The following is a 19,412-nucleotide window of genomic DNA, read 5'->3' on the forward strand; positions in this document are numbered from 1 at the left end:
AAATGACAAAAAAAATTATAGGTCGTGTTGACATGGTTAACTTTCCTAAATTGAATTTAAAGCAGATTGCGGTAAAAATTGACACGGGAGCTTATACGTCTGCAATTCACTGTTCAAAAATTATTGAACAAGACAATACATTAATTTGCACTTTTGAGAGTAAAGGTCATCCTAACTTTAAAAGTGAACAGATTATATTTGATAATTATACATTTACAGATGTAAAAAGCAGTAACGGATTTAAAGAAAATCGTTATAAAATCAAATCAGAAGTCATATTCTTTGGTAAAACCTATAAGATTAACTTAACTTTAAGCACTAGAGACGACATGAGATTTCCTGTATTAATTGGACGTCAATTTTTAAGTAAAAAATTTATAGTAGACGTTAACATGGAAAACGTTTCTTTTAACAACACACAAGAATGAACATTGTAATTTTATCAAGAAATCCACATTTATATTCTACTCAACGATTGGTTAAAGAAGGTGAGGCAAGAGGTCATGAGGTTGAAGTTATCGACCCATTAAAATGTGATATTATCATTGAAAAAGAAAAACCTACTATTTATTATAAAGACAGATACTTAGATTATGTTGATGCCATTATTCCTAGAATAGGTTCTTCAGTGACGTTTTATGGTTGTGCGGTTGTTCGTCAATTTGAAGAAATGGGTGTGTTTACAATTGTTACTTCAGATGCCATTCAACGTTCAAGAGACAAATTGCGCAGTTTGCAACGCTTGAGTAAAGCTGGAATTGGAATGCCAAAAACAGTGTTTACAAATTATTCTCGTGATGTAGAAGAAGTTATTGAACATGTTGGTGGAACACCAGTTATCATTAAACTTTTAGAAGGCACACAAGGTTTAGGTGTTGTTTTAGCTGAATCAAAAAATGCTGCTGAATCAGTTTTAGAGGCTTTCAACGGACTTCAAGCTCGTGTGATTGTTCAAGAATTCATTAAAGAAGCAAAAGGCGCTGATATTAGAGCATTGGTTGTAGACGGGCAAGTTGTTGGTGCTATGAAAAGACAAGGTAAAGAAGGTGAATTTAGATCAAATTTACATCGTGGTGGAAGTGCCAATATCATTAAACTTGATACAGACGAATTAAAGCTAGCAATGAATGCTTCAAAAGCATTAAAATTACCTGTATGTGGTGTTGATATGTTACAATCTGCAAGAGGTCCATTACTTTTAGAAGTAAATTCAACTCCAGGTCTCGAAGGTATTGAAGGTGCTACTGGTAAAAATATAGCAAGAGCAATTATCACTTTTATAGAACGTAATAGAAGCTAAATGAGCGATAAAAACGTATTAGAAATATTAGGTGAAAAAATACCCTTAGGTAAAAGTGCGACAGTAAGTTTTGAAGTTGCTAAACTACATACTCGTAACACCTTAGATGTGCCTATAATTATTGAGCGTTCAAAAAAACCAGGACCTACGGTTCTAATTACAGCAGGTATTCATGGTGATGAAATAAACGGTGTTGAAATCGTTCGACAACTTATAGCTAAAGGCATAAATAAACCAAAGAAAGGAACTATTATATGTGTTCCTGTAATCAATGTATTTGGATTCTTAAACATGGATCGATTATTTCCCGATGGTCGTGATCTTAATCGTGTTTTCCCAGGAAGTGCAAATGGTTCTTTAGCAAGTAGAGTTGCACATTTTGTTATGACAGAAATTGTCCCACATGCCGATTTTGTAATGGACTTTCATACTGGAGGAGCAGATCGATTTAATGCGGCACAGATTCGTATAATAAAAGACGAACCAATCTTATCTGAGTTGGCTCTTGTATTTGGCGCACCTTTTATATTTTATTCAAAAAACCTGAACAAATCTTTTAGAAACTCATGCTATAAGTCAGGGGTTCCAATGCTATTATTTGAAGGTGGAAAATCTTTTAATATTCATTCAAACATTACAAATACAGGTGTAAATGGCACCAAACGGATTTTATATCATTTAGGAATGTTACATTCAAAATTTAAAGTCTCTAAACCAAAAACTAAAGCAACTATTATAGAAGACAGTAAATGGGTGAGAGCTAAGTTTTCAGGAATGTTTAAAGCCACGGTTGCTATAAATACATACGTAGATAAGGATGATGTTATAGGAAATATTACAGATCCTTATGGAAGTTTTAATCACTTCGTTAAAGCACCTAATGCTGGGTATATTTTTAATGTAAATGAATCGCCAATCATTTATCAAGGTGATGCCATTTTTCATATTACAACCGCTTTAAAAAATGACTAAAGCTGAATTAAGAACAGCATACAAATTATTAAGAAAACAACTTTCTGAAGATCAAGTTGAACACTTGAGTTTGCAAATCGCAAATCAATTGCTCACTTTACCAATCTGGAATCATGCGTTTTATCATACGTTTTTATCTATAACTGAACATAAAGAAGTGAACACAGATTACATCCTAAATATTCTCTCTGGAAAAGACAAACACATTGTAATATCGAAAAGTGATTTCACAACCATAGAAATGGCTCATTACCTGTTAACTGATAGTACAACAATCAAAAAAAATGAATGGAATATACCTGAACCTTTAGATGGCATTTCAATTGCTACTGATAAAATTGATGTCGTTTTCATTCCCCTTTTAGCATTCGATGAAACAGGAAATCGCGTTGGTTATGGCAAAGGATTCTATGACAAATTTTTAGCAAACTGTAAACCTAAAACTCTAAAAATTGGATTATCTTTTTTTGAAAGCGAAACACAAATTAGTGATGTTTTTGAAAGCGATATAAAATTGAATTATTGTGTGACTCCTGAAAAAATCTATATATTTTAAAGCAAAAGGTTTTCTGTTTCCTTAGGTTCTTCCTCATTTTTAAAAGCCCTTTTATTAAAGAAAATTAAGATTCCTATTCCTGTGCTTATTGCCATATCTGCAATATTAAATACAGGCTCAAAAAAAGTAAAATATTGTCCACCATAAAAGGGAATCCAATTTGGTAAAACTCCACTCCACATTGGAAAATGTAACATGTCTACCACTTTGCCATGAAAAACAGCATCATAACCTCCATTAGAAGGAAGAAAAGAAGCAACTTGACCAGCGCTAGTATCAAATATAACTCCATAAAAAACAGAATCAATAATATTACCTAATGCGCCTGCAAAAATAAGAGAGACTGCAAAAATGAGAGTTTTAGAACTCTTAATTTTGATTGATTTATTTAGCCAATATCCAATTCCAATTACAGCTAAAATTCTAAAAATCGTTAAACATACTTTAGCAGTTCGATCTGAAATAAACGAAATAAAGTCACTAAGTTTCGTTCCCCAAGCCATGCCTTCATTTTCAACAAATAAAATTTGAAACCATGAAAACACTTCTGTTTTTTCATTTAATGAAAAATGTGTTTTAATGTAGATTTTTGACAGTTGATCTGCAATTAAAATAATGATAATAAGGAGTGTCGCTTTTTTTAATGACATGCTTTGGCTTTACAAGTGGCAAAAATAAGATTATTTCCATTTGGATTACTGGAAATTGAAAAAAGAAAAAAAATCGCTTCAATTATTATGAAACGATTTTTTTAATATCCTTTTTAAAAAACTTAATAGTTTATCTGAAATAATTCCTGTTTTTAACAGGACTACGTTATTGCATGTTTTTAGCTTCGATACTTAAAGTAGCATGAGGTACAAGTTTTAATCGTTCAGGATTAATTAATTTACCTGTTACTCTGCAAACTCCATAGGTCTTATTTTCAATTCGAATAATAGCATTTTTCAAATCTCTAATAAATTTTTCTTGTCTAATTGCTAATGCCGAATTTGCCTCTTTGCTCATAGTTTCGCTACCTTCTTCAAACGCCTTAAACGTTGGAGAAGTATCATCTGTACCATTATTATGGTCGTTCATGTATGCACTTTTTATGAGTTCTAAATCGTGTTCTGCTTTTTCAATTTTGTCCAAAAGCAATGTTTTGAATTCGGATAAATCCTTATCTGAATATCTTATCGTTTTATCTCCTGCCATGTTTTTAAATTTTTTGTATAAACAATTTGGTATTTACATCATCAAAAGCAATTTCTATACCATCTTTTAGGTCATCTAAAATTTCCAATTCGTCGGTAAGTGTTTCCGTTTTTATATACTCTAAATTTTTGTTTATCGCGTTAATAATTTGTTCATCTTTTTGAAACTGTACTGCAATTCTATCCGTTAATTCAAAACCAGAATCTTTACGCAAATTCTGAATTCTATTCACTAATTCTCTTGCAATACCTTCTTTTTGCAACTCTTCAGTTATGGTCACATCTAAAGCTACTGTCATTGCTCCTGAACTAGCCACAAGCCATCCTTCAATATCCTTTGATGTTATCTCAACGTCTGATTGTTCTAAAGTAATGTTTTTTCCATTAATTTCAACGTCTAAACTACCATTTTGCTCGATTTTTTTAATGTCTTGGGCAGAAAAACTGTTAATTGCCTGAGCAACAGCCTTCATATCTGCGCCAAAACGTGGTCCTAAAACCTTGAAATTTGGTTTAATTTGTTTCACTAATATGTCTGAAGCATCTCCTAAAACCTCAACAGATTTTACATTCACCTCTGACTTTATCAAGTCTTGTACTGCTAAAATTTCTTCCTTTTGCTCTTTGGTGTCAATAGGAATCATAATCTTTTGCAATGGCTGACGCACTTTAATCTTTTCTTTAGCTCTTAACGACAAGACTAATGAAGAAATTGTTTGCGCGCTTTCCATTTTACGTTCTAAAGCCTTATCAACATATGAGGCATCAAATTTGGGAAATTCAGCTAGGTGCACACTTTCAAAAGTTTCCTTTTTGGTTACCGAATTTAAATCCATATACAAACGATCCATAAAGAAAGGTGCAATTGGCGCTCCCAATTTTGCAATAGTTTCCATACAGGTATATAACGTTTGGTAAGCCGAAATTTTATCAGATTGATAATCACCTTTCCAGAAACGTCTTCTACTTAAACGCACATACCAGTTACTCAAATAATCTTGTGTGAAATCTGAAATTGCTCGTGCAGCTTTTGTCGGTTCGTACTCAGCATAATAGTCATCCACTTTCTGAATTAATGTATGAAGTTCAGATAAAATCCAACGGTCAATTTCTGGACGTTCAGCCAAAGGCATATCAGCTTCAGCATAGCTAAAACCGTCCAAGTTGGTATATAAAGTAAAAAACGAATAGGTATTATATAAGGTTCCGAAGAATTTACGTTTCACCTCTTCAATTCCATCTAAATCAAATTTTAAATTATCCCAAGGATTGGCATTCATTATCATGTACCAACGTGTAGCATCTGCTCCATAAGTTCCTAAAGTTTCAAAAGGATCGGTTGCGTTACCCAAACGTTTCGACATTTTTTGTCCGTTCTTATCTAGTACTAGTCCATTAGACACTACGTTTTTGTAGGCTACAGAATCGAAAACCATTGTTCCAATGGCGTGAAGTGTGTAGAACCATCCACGAGTTTGATCGACACCTTCAGCAATAAAATCGGCTGGAAAAGATTTCCCTTCGTCAATGAGGTCTTTATTCTCAAAAGGATAATGCCATTGTGCATAAGGCATCGAACCAGAGTCGAACCATACATCAATTAAATCGCTTTCACGTTTCATTGGTTGTCCACTTTGTGACACCAATACAATTTCATCAACGATGTTTTTATGTAAATCTATGGTCGCGTAGTTCTCTTCAGAATTGTTTCCAACTTCAAAGTCTTGGAAGATATCTTTAGAAAGCACTCCAGCGTCTACAGCTTTTGCCATTTCTGACTTTAATTCTCCAACAGAACCAATACAGATTTCTTCTTTACCATCTTCAGTTCTCCAAATTGGTAATGGAATTCCCCAATATCTAGATCGCGATAAATTCCAATCGTTTGCATTTGCTAACCAGTTACCAAAACGACCTTCTCCAGTTGATTTTGGTTTCCAGTTGATGGTTTTGTTAAGATCATGCATTCTATCTTTTACATCAGTAACTTTGATGAACCATGAATCTAACGGATAGTATAAAATTGGTTTATCAGTTCTCCAACAATTTGGGTAATTGTGTTTATATTTTTCAACCTTAAAGGCTTTATTTTCTTCTTTTAATTTGATAGCAAGCTCAACGTCTATTGAGCGTTCTGGAGCTTCACCATCATTGTAATATTCATTCTTGACATACTTGCCAGCAAACTCACCAAGCTCAGGTCTAAAACGACCTTGTAAATCGACTAAAGGCACTAAATTTCCATTCTCATCTTTTACTAAAAGCGGTGGAACTTCTGGTGTTGCCTGTTTAGCTACCAAAGCATCATCTGCACCAAACGTTGGTGCTGTATGTACGATTCCTGTTCCATCTTCAGTGGTTACGAAATCTCCAGAAATGACTCTAAATGCATGTTCAGGATTATCATTTGGAAGTGCGTAAGGCAACAATTGCTCGTAAGTAACTCCGACTAAATCTTTCCCAACAAATTCTTTGACTACGAAGTAAGGAATCTTTTTATCACCTGATTTATAAGCTAACAATTCTGACTTGTCTTCCACCAAATTATACTTTCCAGAAAACTGATAGTTCACTAATTTCTTGGCTAAAATCACATTCATTGGTTGAAACGTATATTGATTATAGGTTTCAACTAAAACATAATCAATCTTTGGACCTACAGTTAATGCTGTATTACTCGGCAATGTCCAAGGTGTCGTCGTCCAAGCTAAAAAGTAAATATCACCTTCATTTTGCAAAAAGTCTGGTAATGAATTTTCATTGGCTTTAAACTGAGCAACCACAGTTGTATCAGTCACATCTTGATAGGTTCCGGGTTGGTTTAATTCATGAGAACTTAAACCTGTTCCTGCTTTTGGTGAATAAGGCTGAATTGTGTAGCCTTTATAAAGTAAGCTTTTATCATAAATTTGTTTGAGCAACCACCAGACACTTTCCATGTATTTAGGATCGTAGGTAATGTATGGATCATCCATATTAACCCAATAACCCATTTTTTGGGTTAGGTCGTTCCAAACATCTGTATAACGCATAACGGCTTTACGACAAGCTGCGTTATAATCTTCTACAGAAATTGTTTTTCCTATATCTTCTTTAGTAATTCCTAGTTCTTTCTCTACACCAAGTTCGATTGGCAAACCATGTGTGTCCCAACCTGCTTTTCGCTTTACTTGAAAGCCTTTCATGGTTTTATATCGCGGAAAAATATCTTTAATTGCACGTGCTAAAACGTGATGAACTCCAGGTAATCCATTTGCAGAAGGTGGTCCTTCAAAAAAGACAAAAGGCTCATTCCCTTCTCTGGTAGAAATACTTTTTTCAAAGATGTTATTTTCTTCCCAATAGTTAAGCATGTCTTCTGCAACCTTTGGTAAGTCAAGTCCTTTATATTCAGGAAATTTCATCTGATATTTTTTAGTTTGTTATTATGGATAAACAAAAACTTTATTCAAAGATATATTGCAAAATGCAAGTATCGATAAACCCAAGTTTTAACGCTCATAATATCATTGTTCTAATCGAGTCGCGAAATTAAGGAATTTTGCTAAAATTATGAGTGTGTTGATGGCAAAAAAGAGAATGTGTTAATCGTCATACCACTTGACGTATTTTATATCATCAATTTGTAATTTATCAAATATTGAAAATCACAATTACGAATACGATGAGTAGCGCAATTAATGATACAATTCTTTTTGCGTTTTTCATGATTGAGAAAATAATGCGTTTATTATTGTAAAGACACTAAAAACTACCATTACAAATACGATTAGTAATGCTATTATTGATACAATTGTTTTTACATTTTTCATTACAGAGATAATGATGTCTGATTATTTAGACACCAAAACCTCTAAGAAGTCACATACATGTTGCATTAATGTTCAGAATTTCAAAAACAAAAAAAGCAAACATTATAATGTTTGCTTTTTACGATCTGCTATTAGATATTTGGGATTAAAGGTTTGTTAGTTAGATCACAAACGTAAGCACTTCATTCTCCAAACCCAATAACATATGTTAATTTCCCTTCATTTCTTTTCTAATTCTGCTTAACTGAACTGCAGTAATATTCAGGTATGATGCAATTTGATATTGTGCAATTAGGTCATCAATATCTGGTATTCTACTTTTTAATAATTGATATCGCTCTGTAGCATTCAATGAAATAGTCTCAAATTGTTTCTTTTCATAAACTATAAATAGATATTCTAAAACTCTATTATAAACATTACTTATTTCAATAATTGTTTCTGTCAAACTGAAGAAGTCATTAAAATCTACCTCATAAACTTCACAGTTTGTTAGAGCTTCATAGGTTAAGAATGATGGTTTTTTAGTCAAAATTGAACTTAGTGGTCCAACAAAACTTATTGGTGAATAAATGTTTTTGGTGTATTCCTTTCCTGCTTCGGAAACACGAACAGAACGCATTAAACCTGAAGTTAAAAAATACAATTTCGTACTCTTACCTCCTTGCTTAATTATAGTATCACCTGATTTTAATGTTTTTCTACTCGATAGATTTTTAAGAATCAAAAAGGTGTCTTTAGAAACATTAAATTTTGACTTAAGAAAATCAAAACTTGGATTCTCCATTTTTTTAGTTAGTTAAAGGTTGGTATGAGTCAAGTTTATCATTTTCGAAATTGAAAACAAATAATACCTATGAAGATGCTAATAAAATGGTTAATGTGTTGAAGGAACTCTTAACTAAACCAAAAAACCAACCAAATCTTCAATTTTAGAAATGAGTTGAATTTTGATCACTGTATTTTTAAGTGCTATTTTATTGTATTTAGACACAAATATGGTTGAAAACCCTAACTTTTCAGCTTCTAAAATACGTTGTTCTACTCGTTGAACTGGACGAATTTCACCTGACAAGCCTACTTCGGCAGCAAAGCAGAAATCACTTGCTAAAGACTCATCTTCATTAGAAGATAAAATAGCAGCTACAACAGCCAAATCTATAGCAGGATCATCTACAGTAATTCCTCCTGTGATATTTAAAAAAACATCTTTTGCGCCCAATCTAAATCCAGCTCGTTTTTCTAAAACTGCCAATAACATGTTCAATCGTTTGGCATTAAAACCTGTTGCACTTCTTTGAGGTGTTCCATAAACTGCTGTGCTCACTAAAGCTTGAACTTCAATCATCAACGGTCGCATTCCTTCAAGAGTTGCTGCAACGGCATTTCCAGAAAGTTCTTCGTCTTTTTGAGAGATTAAAATTTCTGATGGATTAGAAACTTCTCTGAGACCAGAACCTTGCATTTCATAAATCCCTAATTCATTTGTAGAACCAAATCGGTTTTTATTAGCTCGAAGTATTCTGAACACATGATTTCGATCGCCTTCAAATTGTAAAACCGTATCCACCATATGCTCCAAAATTTTTGGTCCAGCGATATGGCCATCTTTAGTAATATGACCTATTAAAATTACAGGAGTTGCAGTTTCTTTAGCAAACTTAATGAGTTCTGTTGTACATTCTTTAATTTGAGAAATACTTCCACTAGAAGACTCGATGTAGTCACTATGTAATGTTTGAATCGAATCAATAACTACAATATCAGGCTCTAACTCCTCAATTTGTCGGAAAATATGTTGTGTTTTGGTTTCTGTTAAAATATAACAATTGTTTGTGCTGGGATTAATCCGTTCAGCACGCATTTTTATTTGCTGTTGACTTTCTTCACCAGAAACATACAAGGTTTTATAAGGTAGTTTTAAAGCGATTTGAAGTAATAATGTGCTTTTTCCAATACCAGGTTCGCCTCCTAGAAGTGTTAAAGATCCAGGCACTAAACCTCCACCAAGCACACGGTTAAATTCTTGATCATAGGTATCAAGTCTTGCCTCTTTAGAGGTGTCAATTTCATTGATTTTTAATGGTTTCGAAACACGCTTAGACGTTGAAGATGGCGCTTTCCAATCGCTTTTTTCTGGCTTTTGAATAACTTCTTCAGTTATGGTGTTCCATTCTTTACAAGCTGTACATTGTCCTTGCCATTTTGAATATTGGGAACCACAATTTTGACAAAAAAAGGTTGTTTTTAATTTAGCCATATGTATCTTCCGTGAAAACGGAAACCTCTTAATTTTTAGAACAGCTAAATTAAGATATTTTTAATTGATATCTTTAAACCAAGTGATAAGAGATATGATTTTTATGGCAGCTAATTTTGAAGGCATATTGATAAAAACAAATGCCTTTACCTTATGGTACAACCATTCAAAAAGATAATCGGTTGAGTATATGCTAAATTTAGTTTTCTTCATCTTCATCATCATTTTCGTTATCATCAATTGCTAAGTCTTGCAATCCTTTTAATTTCGACTTGATATATTCTTTGTCGATTATAATTGTTTCACCAAGTGTTAAAGCCGACTCATAAAACTTTGTTGCCTTTTTGTTCTTACCCAATTTTTCAGCATGTAAGGCTAAGTAGTACGTTCCTAGTAGTGAGTTTGGATCTTGTTTATTGGCTAACTTCCCTATGTTTTGTAAAGATTCTAAATCATTTCGTTCTTCGGCAATCGCAACAATTTTAGCAAACTCATCTTCCGTTATTGGTTTAACAATTCCGAAGTATTCTTCAATGCGCTCATATCTATTTACAATATATTCGTCTAGAGTTCCTTCATACGTCATTACTTTTTCATTGATTTCTTTTTCATCTAATGGCTTGAAAATCTCAAAAATCTTGTCTAAAGATTTAGATAGTGCTCCAGTAACCAATGTGTAATGTGTATCTCCTTGCAGTTCATCATAATAAAAGGTCAATTTTTGAGTATCTAACGTTTTAAGAATGCTACTTGTCTCACGAATTTTATTTTTCAAACTAGTAACATCTTTATCACTTGTAGCTACATAATAAAAAACATCATTCTTTAAATGCCCTAAACGAGTTGCAAGATTACTTGACATGGTTCCTTTATAATCTGGACTTATATTTATGTAAGCCTGAAAAACTGGTTCATCTGTAAATAAGTAAGCGTTTATAAAATTTGCCATTTTGTTATGACCAATAGCCACTCTAAATGGGCTTGTATTATAATTATCATCTATATAAGGAAGGAGTTCATTTTGTACAAAGTCATAAAAACGCTTTCCAGATTCAAAAGGCATTCCGGTAAGTTCATCAAAATAACCGTCATAAAAACGTTCTTCACCTTGAACTATTCCAACGACAATAGATTCGGGCATTTCTTTAAAATACGTCTGAAAATGTACTTGACCTAAAACGGGTTCAAACAAATAATCGCCATCAAATACAATAATTACTGGATGCTTTATTGAAGATTCAGGATCATAATTATTAGGCAATCTGATTTTTATATCTCTCGTTGTATTGAGATATCGAGACGGCAATTCTTTATTAATGGTCTGTGAAAAAAGTGAAGTACAACATAGGACTACACATGAAATAAGTAGGTATTTTTTCATCGTTTAGTAGGGATTTGGGAGAGTAAATATAACACTCTTTACGACAAACCACACATTTATTCGATGAACGGTAAAAAATTTTAAGAATTAATCTTGAAGCTCATAAATTTTGTCGAGCAACATATCTTTGGTTATATGATCTGATTTTTCAAGTAAAAGACCTGATTGATAGCTGTTTAAGGCTCTTTTTAAGTTTCCGTCTGCCTCGTAATACATACCTTGGTAGTAAGCACTAATCATAGACTCTGGATATTCCTGCCTTGCTAATTTTGCAAGTTCTTTTAAAGATTCTACATCGTTTTTTTTCTTTGAAGCCGCAGCAATAGCCCTTAAATCATTCTCAACAACTTTCTTTTTAAAGCCATAAAACAACTCAATATCTTCATATTTTTTCATTAAATAATCAAAAGGACTTCCGCTATATTCTAATACGTTCTCTTTGTATTCCTTTTTAGTGATTGGTTTATAAAATGAAAATATTTCGTTTAATGCTTTAGGGATTCCTAAACCGACTAAAGAATAATGATTAGCATCTTGAAAATCATTAAATCTGTAATTGAAGAACTCGTTATCAATTCCTTTTAAAGCATTATCTAGGGCTAAAATGTCTGTTCTTAAACTTTTCACATCATCATCAGCCGTAGCTAAATAATAAAACGTATTTCTATCTATTAATGGTGCTCTCTCACTCATCATAGTTGCCATTTCGGGAGCTAGTTCAGGGCTAAGTAATACATAAGCTCTAAATAAAGGCTTGTCTTTAAAAAGGTAGTAATTAATAAAATTAGCACTCATATCATGTCCGATAGCAATTCTGAAGTCTGAAACCATATAATTATCTTCAATATAAGGAATGAGTTCCATGCCTAAAAACTCAAAGAAATTTGCGCCTTCTTCAAATGGGAAATTAGTCTCATCTGCATAAAAGAAATCATCGTTTCTTGTTTCGCTTTGGTTTATTCCAACTACAATACAATTAGGAATGTCTTCCCAATAGGATTGATAATCTGTATTCCCTACTACTGGTTCAAACAGATAATCACCATCTAAAACAATTACCAAAGGATATAATACTTCCTCTTCTGCATCATAATTTCTTGGAAGTTGAATTTTAATATCTCTTGATCCTCCAAGCTTTGAAGACTCAAAAGGTTCATAAATTACTTGAGCATTTAGCGAATATGTAAAAAATAGAAGTAGTGCAACTAAAGTAAAATGCTTCATCATGGTTATAGTATTATAGAAATGCAAGGTAAAAAATTATTCCGTTCTATTATAGATAGGTAGATAAATTAGAGATAAGCCACCAAGAACAATAATCATAAATGTTTGTGATGACCACATAATCCAACCAAAAGCTATACTTGGTTCTTTAGCTATTGCAAATATTGAAAAAGCGGCATAGACTGCAACCGGATAAGAACCAATACCACCATTTGTTGCGGCAATGCTAAAACTTGCAGATATAAATCCTATTAAAATTGCAGCAAAAGGCAAGCTAGATGTTTCTTCAAGGGAAAGCGAGGTCACATAAAACATAAGCACATACATTCCCCAAATAAATAGCGTATGAAAAATAAACGCCCATTTCTTTTTCATTTTAAAAATTGTCATTATTCCTTCAACCAATCCAGCAACAAAAGTTCTAACCTTTATGGCAATTTTAGTCTGACTTCTTTTAATAAACACAAGAAGTAAACTAATAAACACGAGTATTACAATTAATCCTATAATGATTTTTTGAGGTTCAAAACGTTCAGAAAAGAACTGATAAATGAAATCGAATTCTAAGAATAGTGTGATAGAAATAATTCCTAACATGACCAGCATATCTGCCATTCGTTCTGCTACTATTGTTCCAAAACCTTTTTCAAAAGGCACACCTTCATAATTAGTTAAAATAGTTGCTCGAGTAATTTCTCCAGCTCTTGGAATGGTGTAATTTACCAAATAGGTTGCAAATACAGCCATAATGCTATTGGGTAATCTCAATGTGTAACCCAAAGGTTCAATCATAAATTTCCAACGATAAGCACGAGAAAGATGACTTAATAAACCGAAAAATAGCCCTAAACTAATATAGAAATAATCCGCATTTTTAAAATAAGTGAATAATTCTTCAATTGAAATTTTAGACAGAGAATACCATACCAGTAACACTCCTAGTAATAAAGGGAGCACTATTTTTAGGAACTTAGCTGTCTTTTTACTCAAAAGTTTATTTTAAAAGATTAGTAGCTTCATCAGGGAATACTAAAGATGGTTTGAACACTTTTGCGTCTTCTATATCCATAAACGCATAAGTAATTAAAATAAGTGTATCTCCAACTGAAACTTTACGAGCTGCAGCACCATTTAATGTGATTTCACCACTTTTTCTCGGCCCAGGAATACAATAGGTTTCTAAACGTTCACCATTATCATTATTTACAATTTGAACTTTCTCTCCTTGAATAATGTTTGCGGCCTCCATTAAATCTTCATCAATGGTAATACTACCAATGTAATTAAGTTCTGCACCAGTGACTTTTACTCTGTGTATTTTAGATTTTACGACTTGAATTTGCATGGATCAAAGATAATTAATTTAGAGCGATATTATCTATAAGTCTAATATCATCAGCATATACGGCTATAAATGCTCTGTATGTGTTATTGTTAGATTTTCGTTTTACGGTTTTTAGAGTGTCTACATTTGCTATTATAAAGTATTCCAATTCTAATAATTCATGGTTAGCAAATTGATTTTCAACCCATTTTGTTACCTTATTTGCACTAGATACACCAAACTTTTCTTTGGCAGCATTTAAGGTTTTGTAGATAAAAGGAGCTGCTTTTCTGTATTCTGCTTTCAACCTCATATTTCGAGAACTCATTGCCAAACCATCTTTTTCTCTATGTATTTTGCAACCTACAACTTGTACAGGAAGGTGATGTTTTTCAACCAATTTCTTCACAATCATTAGCTGCTGAAAATCTTTCTCTCCAAAATAAGCTTTATCAGGTTGTACAATTTCAAACAGTCTTTTTACAATTGTACCTACACCATCAAAATGCCCATCTCTAAACCGACCTTCCATTTCATGCTCTAATCCATCATAAGAAAATGAAGTCGATTGAACATGTTCACCATAAATATCTTCAACTGTAGGTGCGTACACAGTAATTTTGGTTTTAGATATCCTACTAAGTAATTTAGTGTCTTTTTCTAATGTTCTTGGATATTTCACAAGGTCTTCTTGGTTATCAAATTGCGTAGGGTTTACAAAAATGCTAACCACTACAATATCATTTTGTTGCAACCCTTTTTCAATCAAAGATGCATGACCTAAATGAAGTGCACCCATTGTTGGTACAAAACCAATTGTTTTATTATTTACTTTAAGATGCTCAAGATAACTGTTGAGATCTTTTTCATTGTAGTATATATTCACGTTATAACAAAAGTTTAACAGCGTGCAAACTTAATATTTTACTCGCAATCTGCATAAATTTTTGTAATTTTGCATGTTTTTTATTTTTAATTCCAAAAACGACAGATTTATGAAAGATAAGAGAATATTGTATGTGTCATCTGAGGTTGTACCATATTTACCAGAAACTGAAATTTCTTCAATGTCATTTGAAGCACCAAAAATGGTAAACAAACAAGGAGGACAAATACGAATATTTATGCCTCGTTACGGGAATATAAATGAACGAAGACATCAATTGCACGAAGTTATCAGACTTTCAGGTATAAATCTAGTAATCAATGATTTAGATATGCCTTTGATTATTAAAGTTGCTTCAATTCCTAAAGAAAGAATTCAAGTGTACTTTATTGATAATGAAGAATATTTTAAAAGAAAAGCAACACTGACTGATGAAAACGGGAAATTGTTTCCAGATAATGATGAACGTGCCATCTTTTTTGCTAAAGGTGTGATTGAGACTGTAAAAAAATTAAATTGGTCTCCAGATATTATACATGTTAATGGATGGCTTGCATCCTTATTACCATTATATCTTAAAGAGTTTTATAAAGATGAGCCTTTATTCACTGAAAGTAAAATTGTGACATCAATATACAATCAAAGCTTTGAAGGAACGTTAGATAAAGATATGATCAAAAAAGTAAAATTTGATAATATTGAGGACGAAAGAATTAAGTTACTAGACACCCCTAATTATGGCAATCTTATGAAAATCGCTATAGATCATTCCGATGCATTAATTAAAGGCTCTAGTGATTTACCTAAAGATCTTGAAGATCATCTAGACGCTTGTGAAAAACCGGTTTTAGATTATTTCCCAATTGAAGAATTTGCTGAACCGTACACAGAGTTTTATAAAAACAAAGTACTTAATTAGTAGAAAGCATACATGAAAAAAAAGAAAATTGCCCTAAGAAACGTATTGATTCTTGCTATAACAACAAGCTTTTTTATTGCTTGTGATAAAGATTTTGCAACTATAGAATCGGATATAGTAAATAATGATAATGCTACAAATTTTGATGTTTCATCAAGAGATTTTGATGTTATAGCTTATACAAAAGCATTAGCTCCAGTTCAAACTAGCACACTCCCAATTAATTTATTGGGTATTTATAATGATCCTATCTACGGACAAACAACTGCGAATGTGGTTACACAACTAAGGTCTTCTACTATTAATCCAGACTTCGGAGCAAATGTTGAACTGGACTCAGTAGTAATTAGCATCCCTTACTTTAGTACTGCTGTTTCTGTAAACGATGATGGTGAAACTATTTATGAATTAGATTCTGTCATTGGAACTTCACCAATGAAGCTTTCCATATATGAGAGTAATTATTTTTTAAGAGATTTTGATCCAAATTCAAGTATTAACGATCCACAAGTTTATTTCTCAAATCAATCAACAGGAACTAGCCCAATTATTGATGCACAACTAGAAGGCACATTAATTTACGACTTTAACTTTTTTACTCCTAGTGAGAAACAAATACAGTTAAAAAATACAGAAGGTGAACTTATTGGTCAGTCAGTACCAGCTTTACGTATTTCTTTCAATGCTAATGATCCATTTGAAGAAGACGAAATTACGTATTGGACTGAAAAAATTATTAATAAGTCGGGAATGCCTGAACTTAGTAATGCCAACAATTTTAATGATTATTTTAGAGGCATTTATTTCAAAACTGAAGCTATAAATGACGCAGGAACTATGTCATTGTTAAACTTTGCAAATAGTAATGCTAATATTACATTGTTTTACACTAGAGATAGCTCTATTAGTGGTTCTGAAGAACGTGTACAATCTACATATACTCTAAATTTCAGTGGAAACCGAGCAAACTTTTTATCAAATGACTTCGTATTCCCTATCGGAAATGAAACTCTTGGTGATGAAAAATTATTCTTAAAAGGAGGTGAAGGCTCTTTAGCAGTTGTAAAATTGTTTGATGGCGAAGACCTAGACGACGATATTCTTTTCAATACCTTCGAATCTTTCAAGAATGAATTTGTTGAAATGGATGATGACGGGAAGTTTGTTAAAAGTAAAAAACTAATAAACGAAGCTCATCTTGTTTTTTATGTAGACCAATCGAGTCTAACAGATGTTGAAGAACCAGACCGTATTTATTTATACGACATGGAAAATAACACACCTTTAATTGACTACTTATTTGATACAGCGAATACAATTTCACCTATCAATTCAAGAACTGGTCATTTAGGGAGGTTAGAACGTGAAGATAATGATGACAGAAATGGCATAAGGTATAAGATAAGAATTACAGAACATATAAATAATCTGTTAATTAGAGATTCAACAAATGTTGACCTTGGCTTAGTTGTTTCTGGGAATATTAACTTAGAAAGTAATACTCGAAATTTTGATGTATTAAACATGAACGATTCCAATGATAAAGTCCCAGTGAGTTCAATAATTACCCAAAGAGGTACAGTTCTTTTTGGAAATAACACTGCGGACGAAGAAAAAAAATTATATTTGGAAATCTTTTATACAGAACCAAATAATTAGAAATTACTATGTGCGGAATTGTTGGATACATTGGTCATCGAGAAGCTTACCCTATTATTCTTAAAGGTCTTAAACGATTAGAATATAGAGGCTATGATAGTGCAGGAATTGCTCTATTTGATGGGAGTGATATTAAATTATCAAAGACCAAAGGTAAAGTTGCGGATCTTGAGGAAAAACTTGAAAAAGAAATTCCAACCAATGGAACCTTAGGTATAGGACATACACGTTGGGCAACTCATGGTGTCCCTAATGATGTTAATTCACATCCACATTATTCTAATTCTGGAAATCTTGTGATTATTCATAATGGTATTATTGAAAATTATGAGTCTTTAAAGAAAGAATTAATTAAAAGAGGATATACGTTTCATTCTGATACAGATACAGAAGTACTAGTCAATCTTATTGAAGATGTCAAGAAAAATGAAAACACAAAATTAGGTAAAGCAGTACAAATCGCTTTAAATCAAGTTGTTGGCGCTTATGCTATTGCAGTTTTTGATAAAAACAAACCTAATGAAATTGTAGTTGCTAGACTTGGTAGTCCTTTGGCTATAGGAATTGGAGAAGGAGAATTTTTTATTGCAAGTGACGCATCACCTTTTATTGAATACACAAAAAATGCTATTTACCTTGAAGATGAAGAAATGGCTGTTGTGCGATTAAAAAAAGGTATTAAGATTAGAAAAATAAAAGATGACTCCCTTGTTGATCCTTATGTTCAAGAACTTCAACTTAATTTAGAACAAATTGAAAAAGGAGGTTACGATCACTTCATGCTTAAGGAAATTTACGAACAACCAAATGCAATTCTAGACACATTTAGAGGTCGTATGCTACCTAATGAAGGCATTATAAAAATGTCAGGCATAGAAGATAATATGAAAACCTTCTTAAATGCCAATAGAATAATTGTTGTCGCATGTGGTACGTCTTGGCATGCAGGTTTAGTTTCAGAATATATTTTTGAAGATTTAGCTAGAATTCCTGTAGAAGTTGAATATGCATCAGAATTTAGATACAGAAACCCAGTAATTACAGATAAAGATGTTGTGATTGCTATTTCTCAATCTGGAGAAACAGCAGATACATTAGCGGCAATTAAATTAGCAAAATCTCGAGGCGCTTTTGTCTTTGGTGTGTGTAATGTTGTTGGTTCATCCATAGCAAGAGAAACAGATGCTGGAGCTTATACTCATGCTGGTCCAGAAATTGGAGTAGCTTCTACAAAAGCTTTTACAACACAAATAACGGTCTTAACTTTAATTGCTCTTAGACTAGCTAGAGCAAAAGGTACAATTTCAAGCTCCGAGTTTAGACATCATATGATTGAGTTAGAGCTTATTCCTAGTAAAGTAAAAAAGGCACTTGAATCTGACGCTTATGTTAAAACTATTGCAGATATCTACAAAAATGCAAGTAACTTTTTATACTTAGGAAGAGGTTATAATTTCCCGGTTGCACTTGAAGGTGCTTTAAAACTTAAGGAAATTTCATACATCCATGCAGAAGGCTATCCTGCCGCAGAAATGAAACATGGTCCAATTGCTTTAATAGACGAGAATATGCCAATTGTTGTCATAGCAACAAAAAAAGGACATTACGAAAAAGTAGTAAGTAACATTCAAGAAATTAAATCTCGTAAAGGAAAAATAATCGGAATCGTAACTGAGGGTGATGAACAAGTAAGGGATTTAGCAGATCATGTGATTGAAGTTCCTGAAACAATAGAATCATTAACACCTCTATTAACTACAATCCCGTTGCAACTTTTATCCTACCACATTGCGTTGATGTTAGGTAAAAATGTTGATCAGCCTAGAAATCTTGCTAAAGCTGTAACTGTAGAATAACGTTACGTTTTAATCCTGTTTCCTTCATTTGTTTAGAATTCAATAAAAAAACTATAGTATTTTTATT

At 32.6% G+C, this 19,412-nt stretch carries 18 protein-coding genes; 7 read left to right on the forward strand and 11 right to left on the reverse strand.

The features are described 5' to 3' along the window. Positions 1–2: 2 nt before the first annotated feature. From VOI25_RS01900 to VOI25_RS01915, 4 genes are read left to right on the forward strand one after another with little or no spacing between them, the layout of a single operon-like run. Positions 3–428, forward strand: a complete 426-nt coding sequence (locus VOI25_RS01900) for an ATP-dependent zinc protease (protein ID WP_323787210.1) — start codon at positions 3–5, stop codon at positions 426–428. After that, the gene (rimK, locus tag VOI25_RS01905) at positions 425–1,300 is read left to right on the forward strand and encodes a 30S ribosomal protein S6--L-glutamate ligase (protein ID WP_323787211.1); all 876 of its coding nucleotides are present in this window, start codon (positions 425–427) and stop codon (positions 1,298–1,300) included. The genes VOI25_RS01900 and rimK overlap by 4 nt, the downstream gene beginning before the upstream one ends. Next, positions 1,301–2,272: a succinylglutamate desuccinylase/aspartoacylase family protein gene (locus VOI25_RS01910; RefSeq protein WP_323787212.1), complete on the forward strand. Its 972-nt coding sequence runs from the start codon at positions 1,301–1,303 to the stop codon at positions 2,270–2,272. It abuts the gene before it with no gap. Further along, positions 2,265–2,828 carry a 5-formyltetrahydrofolate cyclo-ligase gene (locus VOI25_RS01915; protein WP_323787213.1) on the forward strand — a complete coding sequence of 188 codons (564 nt, stop codon included), beginning with the start codon at positions 2,265–2,267 and terminating at the stop codon, positions 2,826–2,828. The genes VOI25_RS01910 and VOI25_RS01915 overlap by 8 nt, the downstream gene beginning before the upstream one ends. Here the strand turns inward: VOI25_RS01915 and VOI25_RS01920 are convergent. The 11 genes from VOI25_RS01920 to panC form a co-directional block, all read right to left on the reverse strand. After that, complete coding sequence (locus VOI25_RS01920) at positions 2,825–3,478, reverse strand: lipoprotein signal peptidase (protein WP_323787215.1); 654 nt, start codon at positions 3,476–3,478, stop codon at positions 2,825–2,827. The genes VOI25_RS01915 and VOI25_RS01920 overlap by 4 nt on opposite strands. A 166-nt stretch (positions 3,479–3,644) precedes the next feature. Further along, positions 3,645–4,025: a TraR/DksA family transcriptional regulator gene (locus VOI25_RS01925; protein ID WP_323787216.1), complete on the reverse strand. Its 381-nt coding sequence runs from the start codon at positions 4,023–4,025 to the stop codon at positions 3,645–3,647. A gap of 4 nt (positions 4,026–4,029) precedes the next feature. Beyond that, entirely contained in the window at positions 4,030–7,428 is a 3,399-nt protein-coding gene (ileS, locus tag VOI25_RS01930; RefSeq protein WP_323787217.1) for an isoleucine--tRNA ligase, read from the reverse strand. Positions 7,429–8,044: 616 nt separating this feature from the next. Continuing rightward, a complete protein-coding gene (locus tag VOI25_RS01935; RefSeq protein WP_323787218.1) occupies positions 8,045–8,623 on the reverse strand; it encodes a Crp/Fnr family transcriptional regulator in 579 nt (192 codons plus the stop codon). A gap of 114 nt (positions 8,624–8,737) precedes the next feature. Then, entirely contained in the window at positions 8,738–10,096 is a 1,359-nt protein-coding gene (radA, locus tag VOI25_RS01940) for a DNA repair protein RadA (protein ID WP_323787219.1), read from the reverse strand. 60 nt (positions 10,097–10,156) lie between these two features. Beyond that, positions 10,157–10,309 (reverse strand): hypothetical protein, encoded by a 153-nt coding sequence (locus VOI25_RS01945; RefSeq protein ID WP_323787220.1) that lies wholly within the window; start codon positions 10,307–10,309, stop codon positions 10,157–10,159. After that, entirely contained in the window at positions 10,296–11,477 is a 1,182-nt protein-coding gene (locus tag VOI25_RS01950; RefSeq protein WP_323787221.1) for an alpha/beta hydrolase, read from the reverse strand. The genes VOI25_RS01945 and VOI25_RS01950 overlap by 14 nt, the downstream gene beginning before the upstream one ends. An 87-nt stretch (positions 11,478–11,564) precedes the next feature. Further along, the gene (locus tag VOI25_RS01955; protein WP_323787222.1) at positions 11,565–12,704 is read right to left on the reverse strand and encodes an alpha/beta hydrolase; all 1,140 of its coding nucleotides are present in this window, start codon (positions 12,702–12,704) and stop codon (positions 11,565–11,567) included. Positions 12,705–12,737: 33 nt separating this feature from the next. Further along, positions 12,738–13,691, reverse strand: coding sequence for a lysylphosphatidylglycerol synthase transmembrane domain-containing protein (locus VOI25_RS01960; RefSeq protein ID WP_323787223.1), 954 nt, complete (start codon positions 13,689–13,691; stop codon positions 12,738–12,740). 4 nt (positions 13,692–13,695) lie between these two features. Next, on the reverse strand, positions 13,696–14,046 hold the full coding sequence (gene panD / locus VOI25_RS01965; RefSeq protein WP_323787224.1) for an aspartate 1-decarboxylase: 351 nt from the start codon (positions 14,044–14,046) through the stop codon (positions 13,696–13,698). Between the two features lie 13 nt (positions 14,047–14,059). Beyond that, the gene (gene panC / locus VOI25_RS01970) at positions 14,060–14,911 is read right to left on the reverse strand and encodes a pantoate--beta-alanine ligase (RefSeq protein ID WP_323787225.1); all 852 of its coding nucleotides are present in this window, start codon (positions 14,909–14,911) and stop codon (positions 14,060–14,062) included. Between the two features lie 109 nt (positions 14,912–15,020). Between panC and VOI25_RS01975 the strand changes: the two genes are divergently transcribed. The 3 genes from VOI25_RS01975 to glmS are packed head-to-tail and all read left to right on the forward strand — an operon-like array spanning position 15,021 to position 19,345. Then, on the forward strand, positions 15,021–15,830 hold the full coding sequence (locus VOI25_RS01975) for a glycogen/starch synthase (protein ID WP_323787226.1): 810 nt from the start codon (positions 15,021–15,023) through the stop codon (positions 15,828–15,830). Between the two features lie 12 nt (positions 15,831–15,842). Next, the gene (locus VOI25_RS01980) at positions 15,843–17,489 is read left to right on the forward strand and encodes a DUF4270 domain-containing protein (protein ID WP_323787227.1); all 1,647 of its coding nucleotides are present in this window, start codon (positions 15,843–15,845) and stop codon (positions 17,487–17,489) included. Positions 17,490–17,497: 8 nt separating this feature from the next. After that, a complete protein-coding gene (glmS, locus tag VOI25_RS01985; RefSeq protein WP_323787228.1) occupies positions 17,498–19,345 on the forward strand; it encodes a glutamine--fructose-6-phosphate transaminase (isomerizing) in 1,848 nt (615 codons plus the stop codon). The last annotated feature ends 67 nt before the right edge of the window (positions 19,346–19,412 follow it).

This window comes from Psychroserpens sp., assembly GCF_034670085.1.
Lineage (GTDB): Bacteria > Bacteroidota > Bacteroidia > Flavobacteriales > Flavobacteriaceae > Psychroserpens.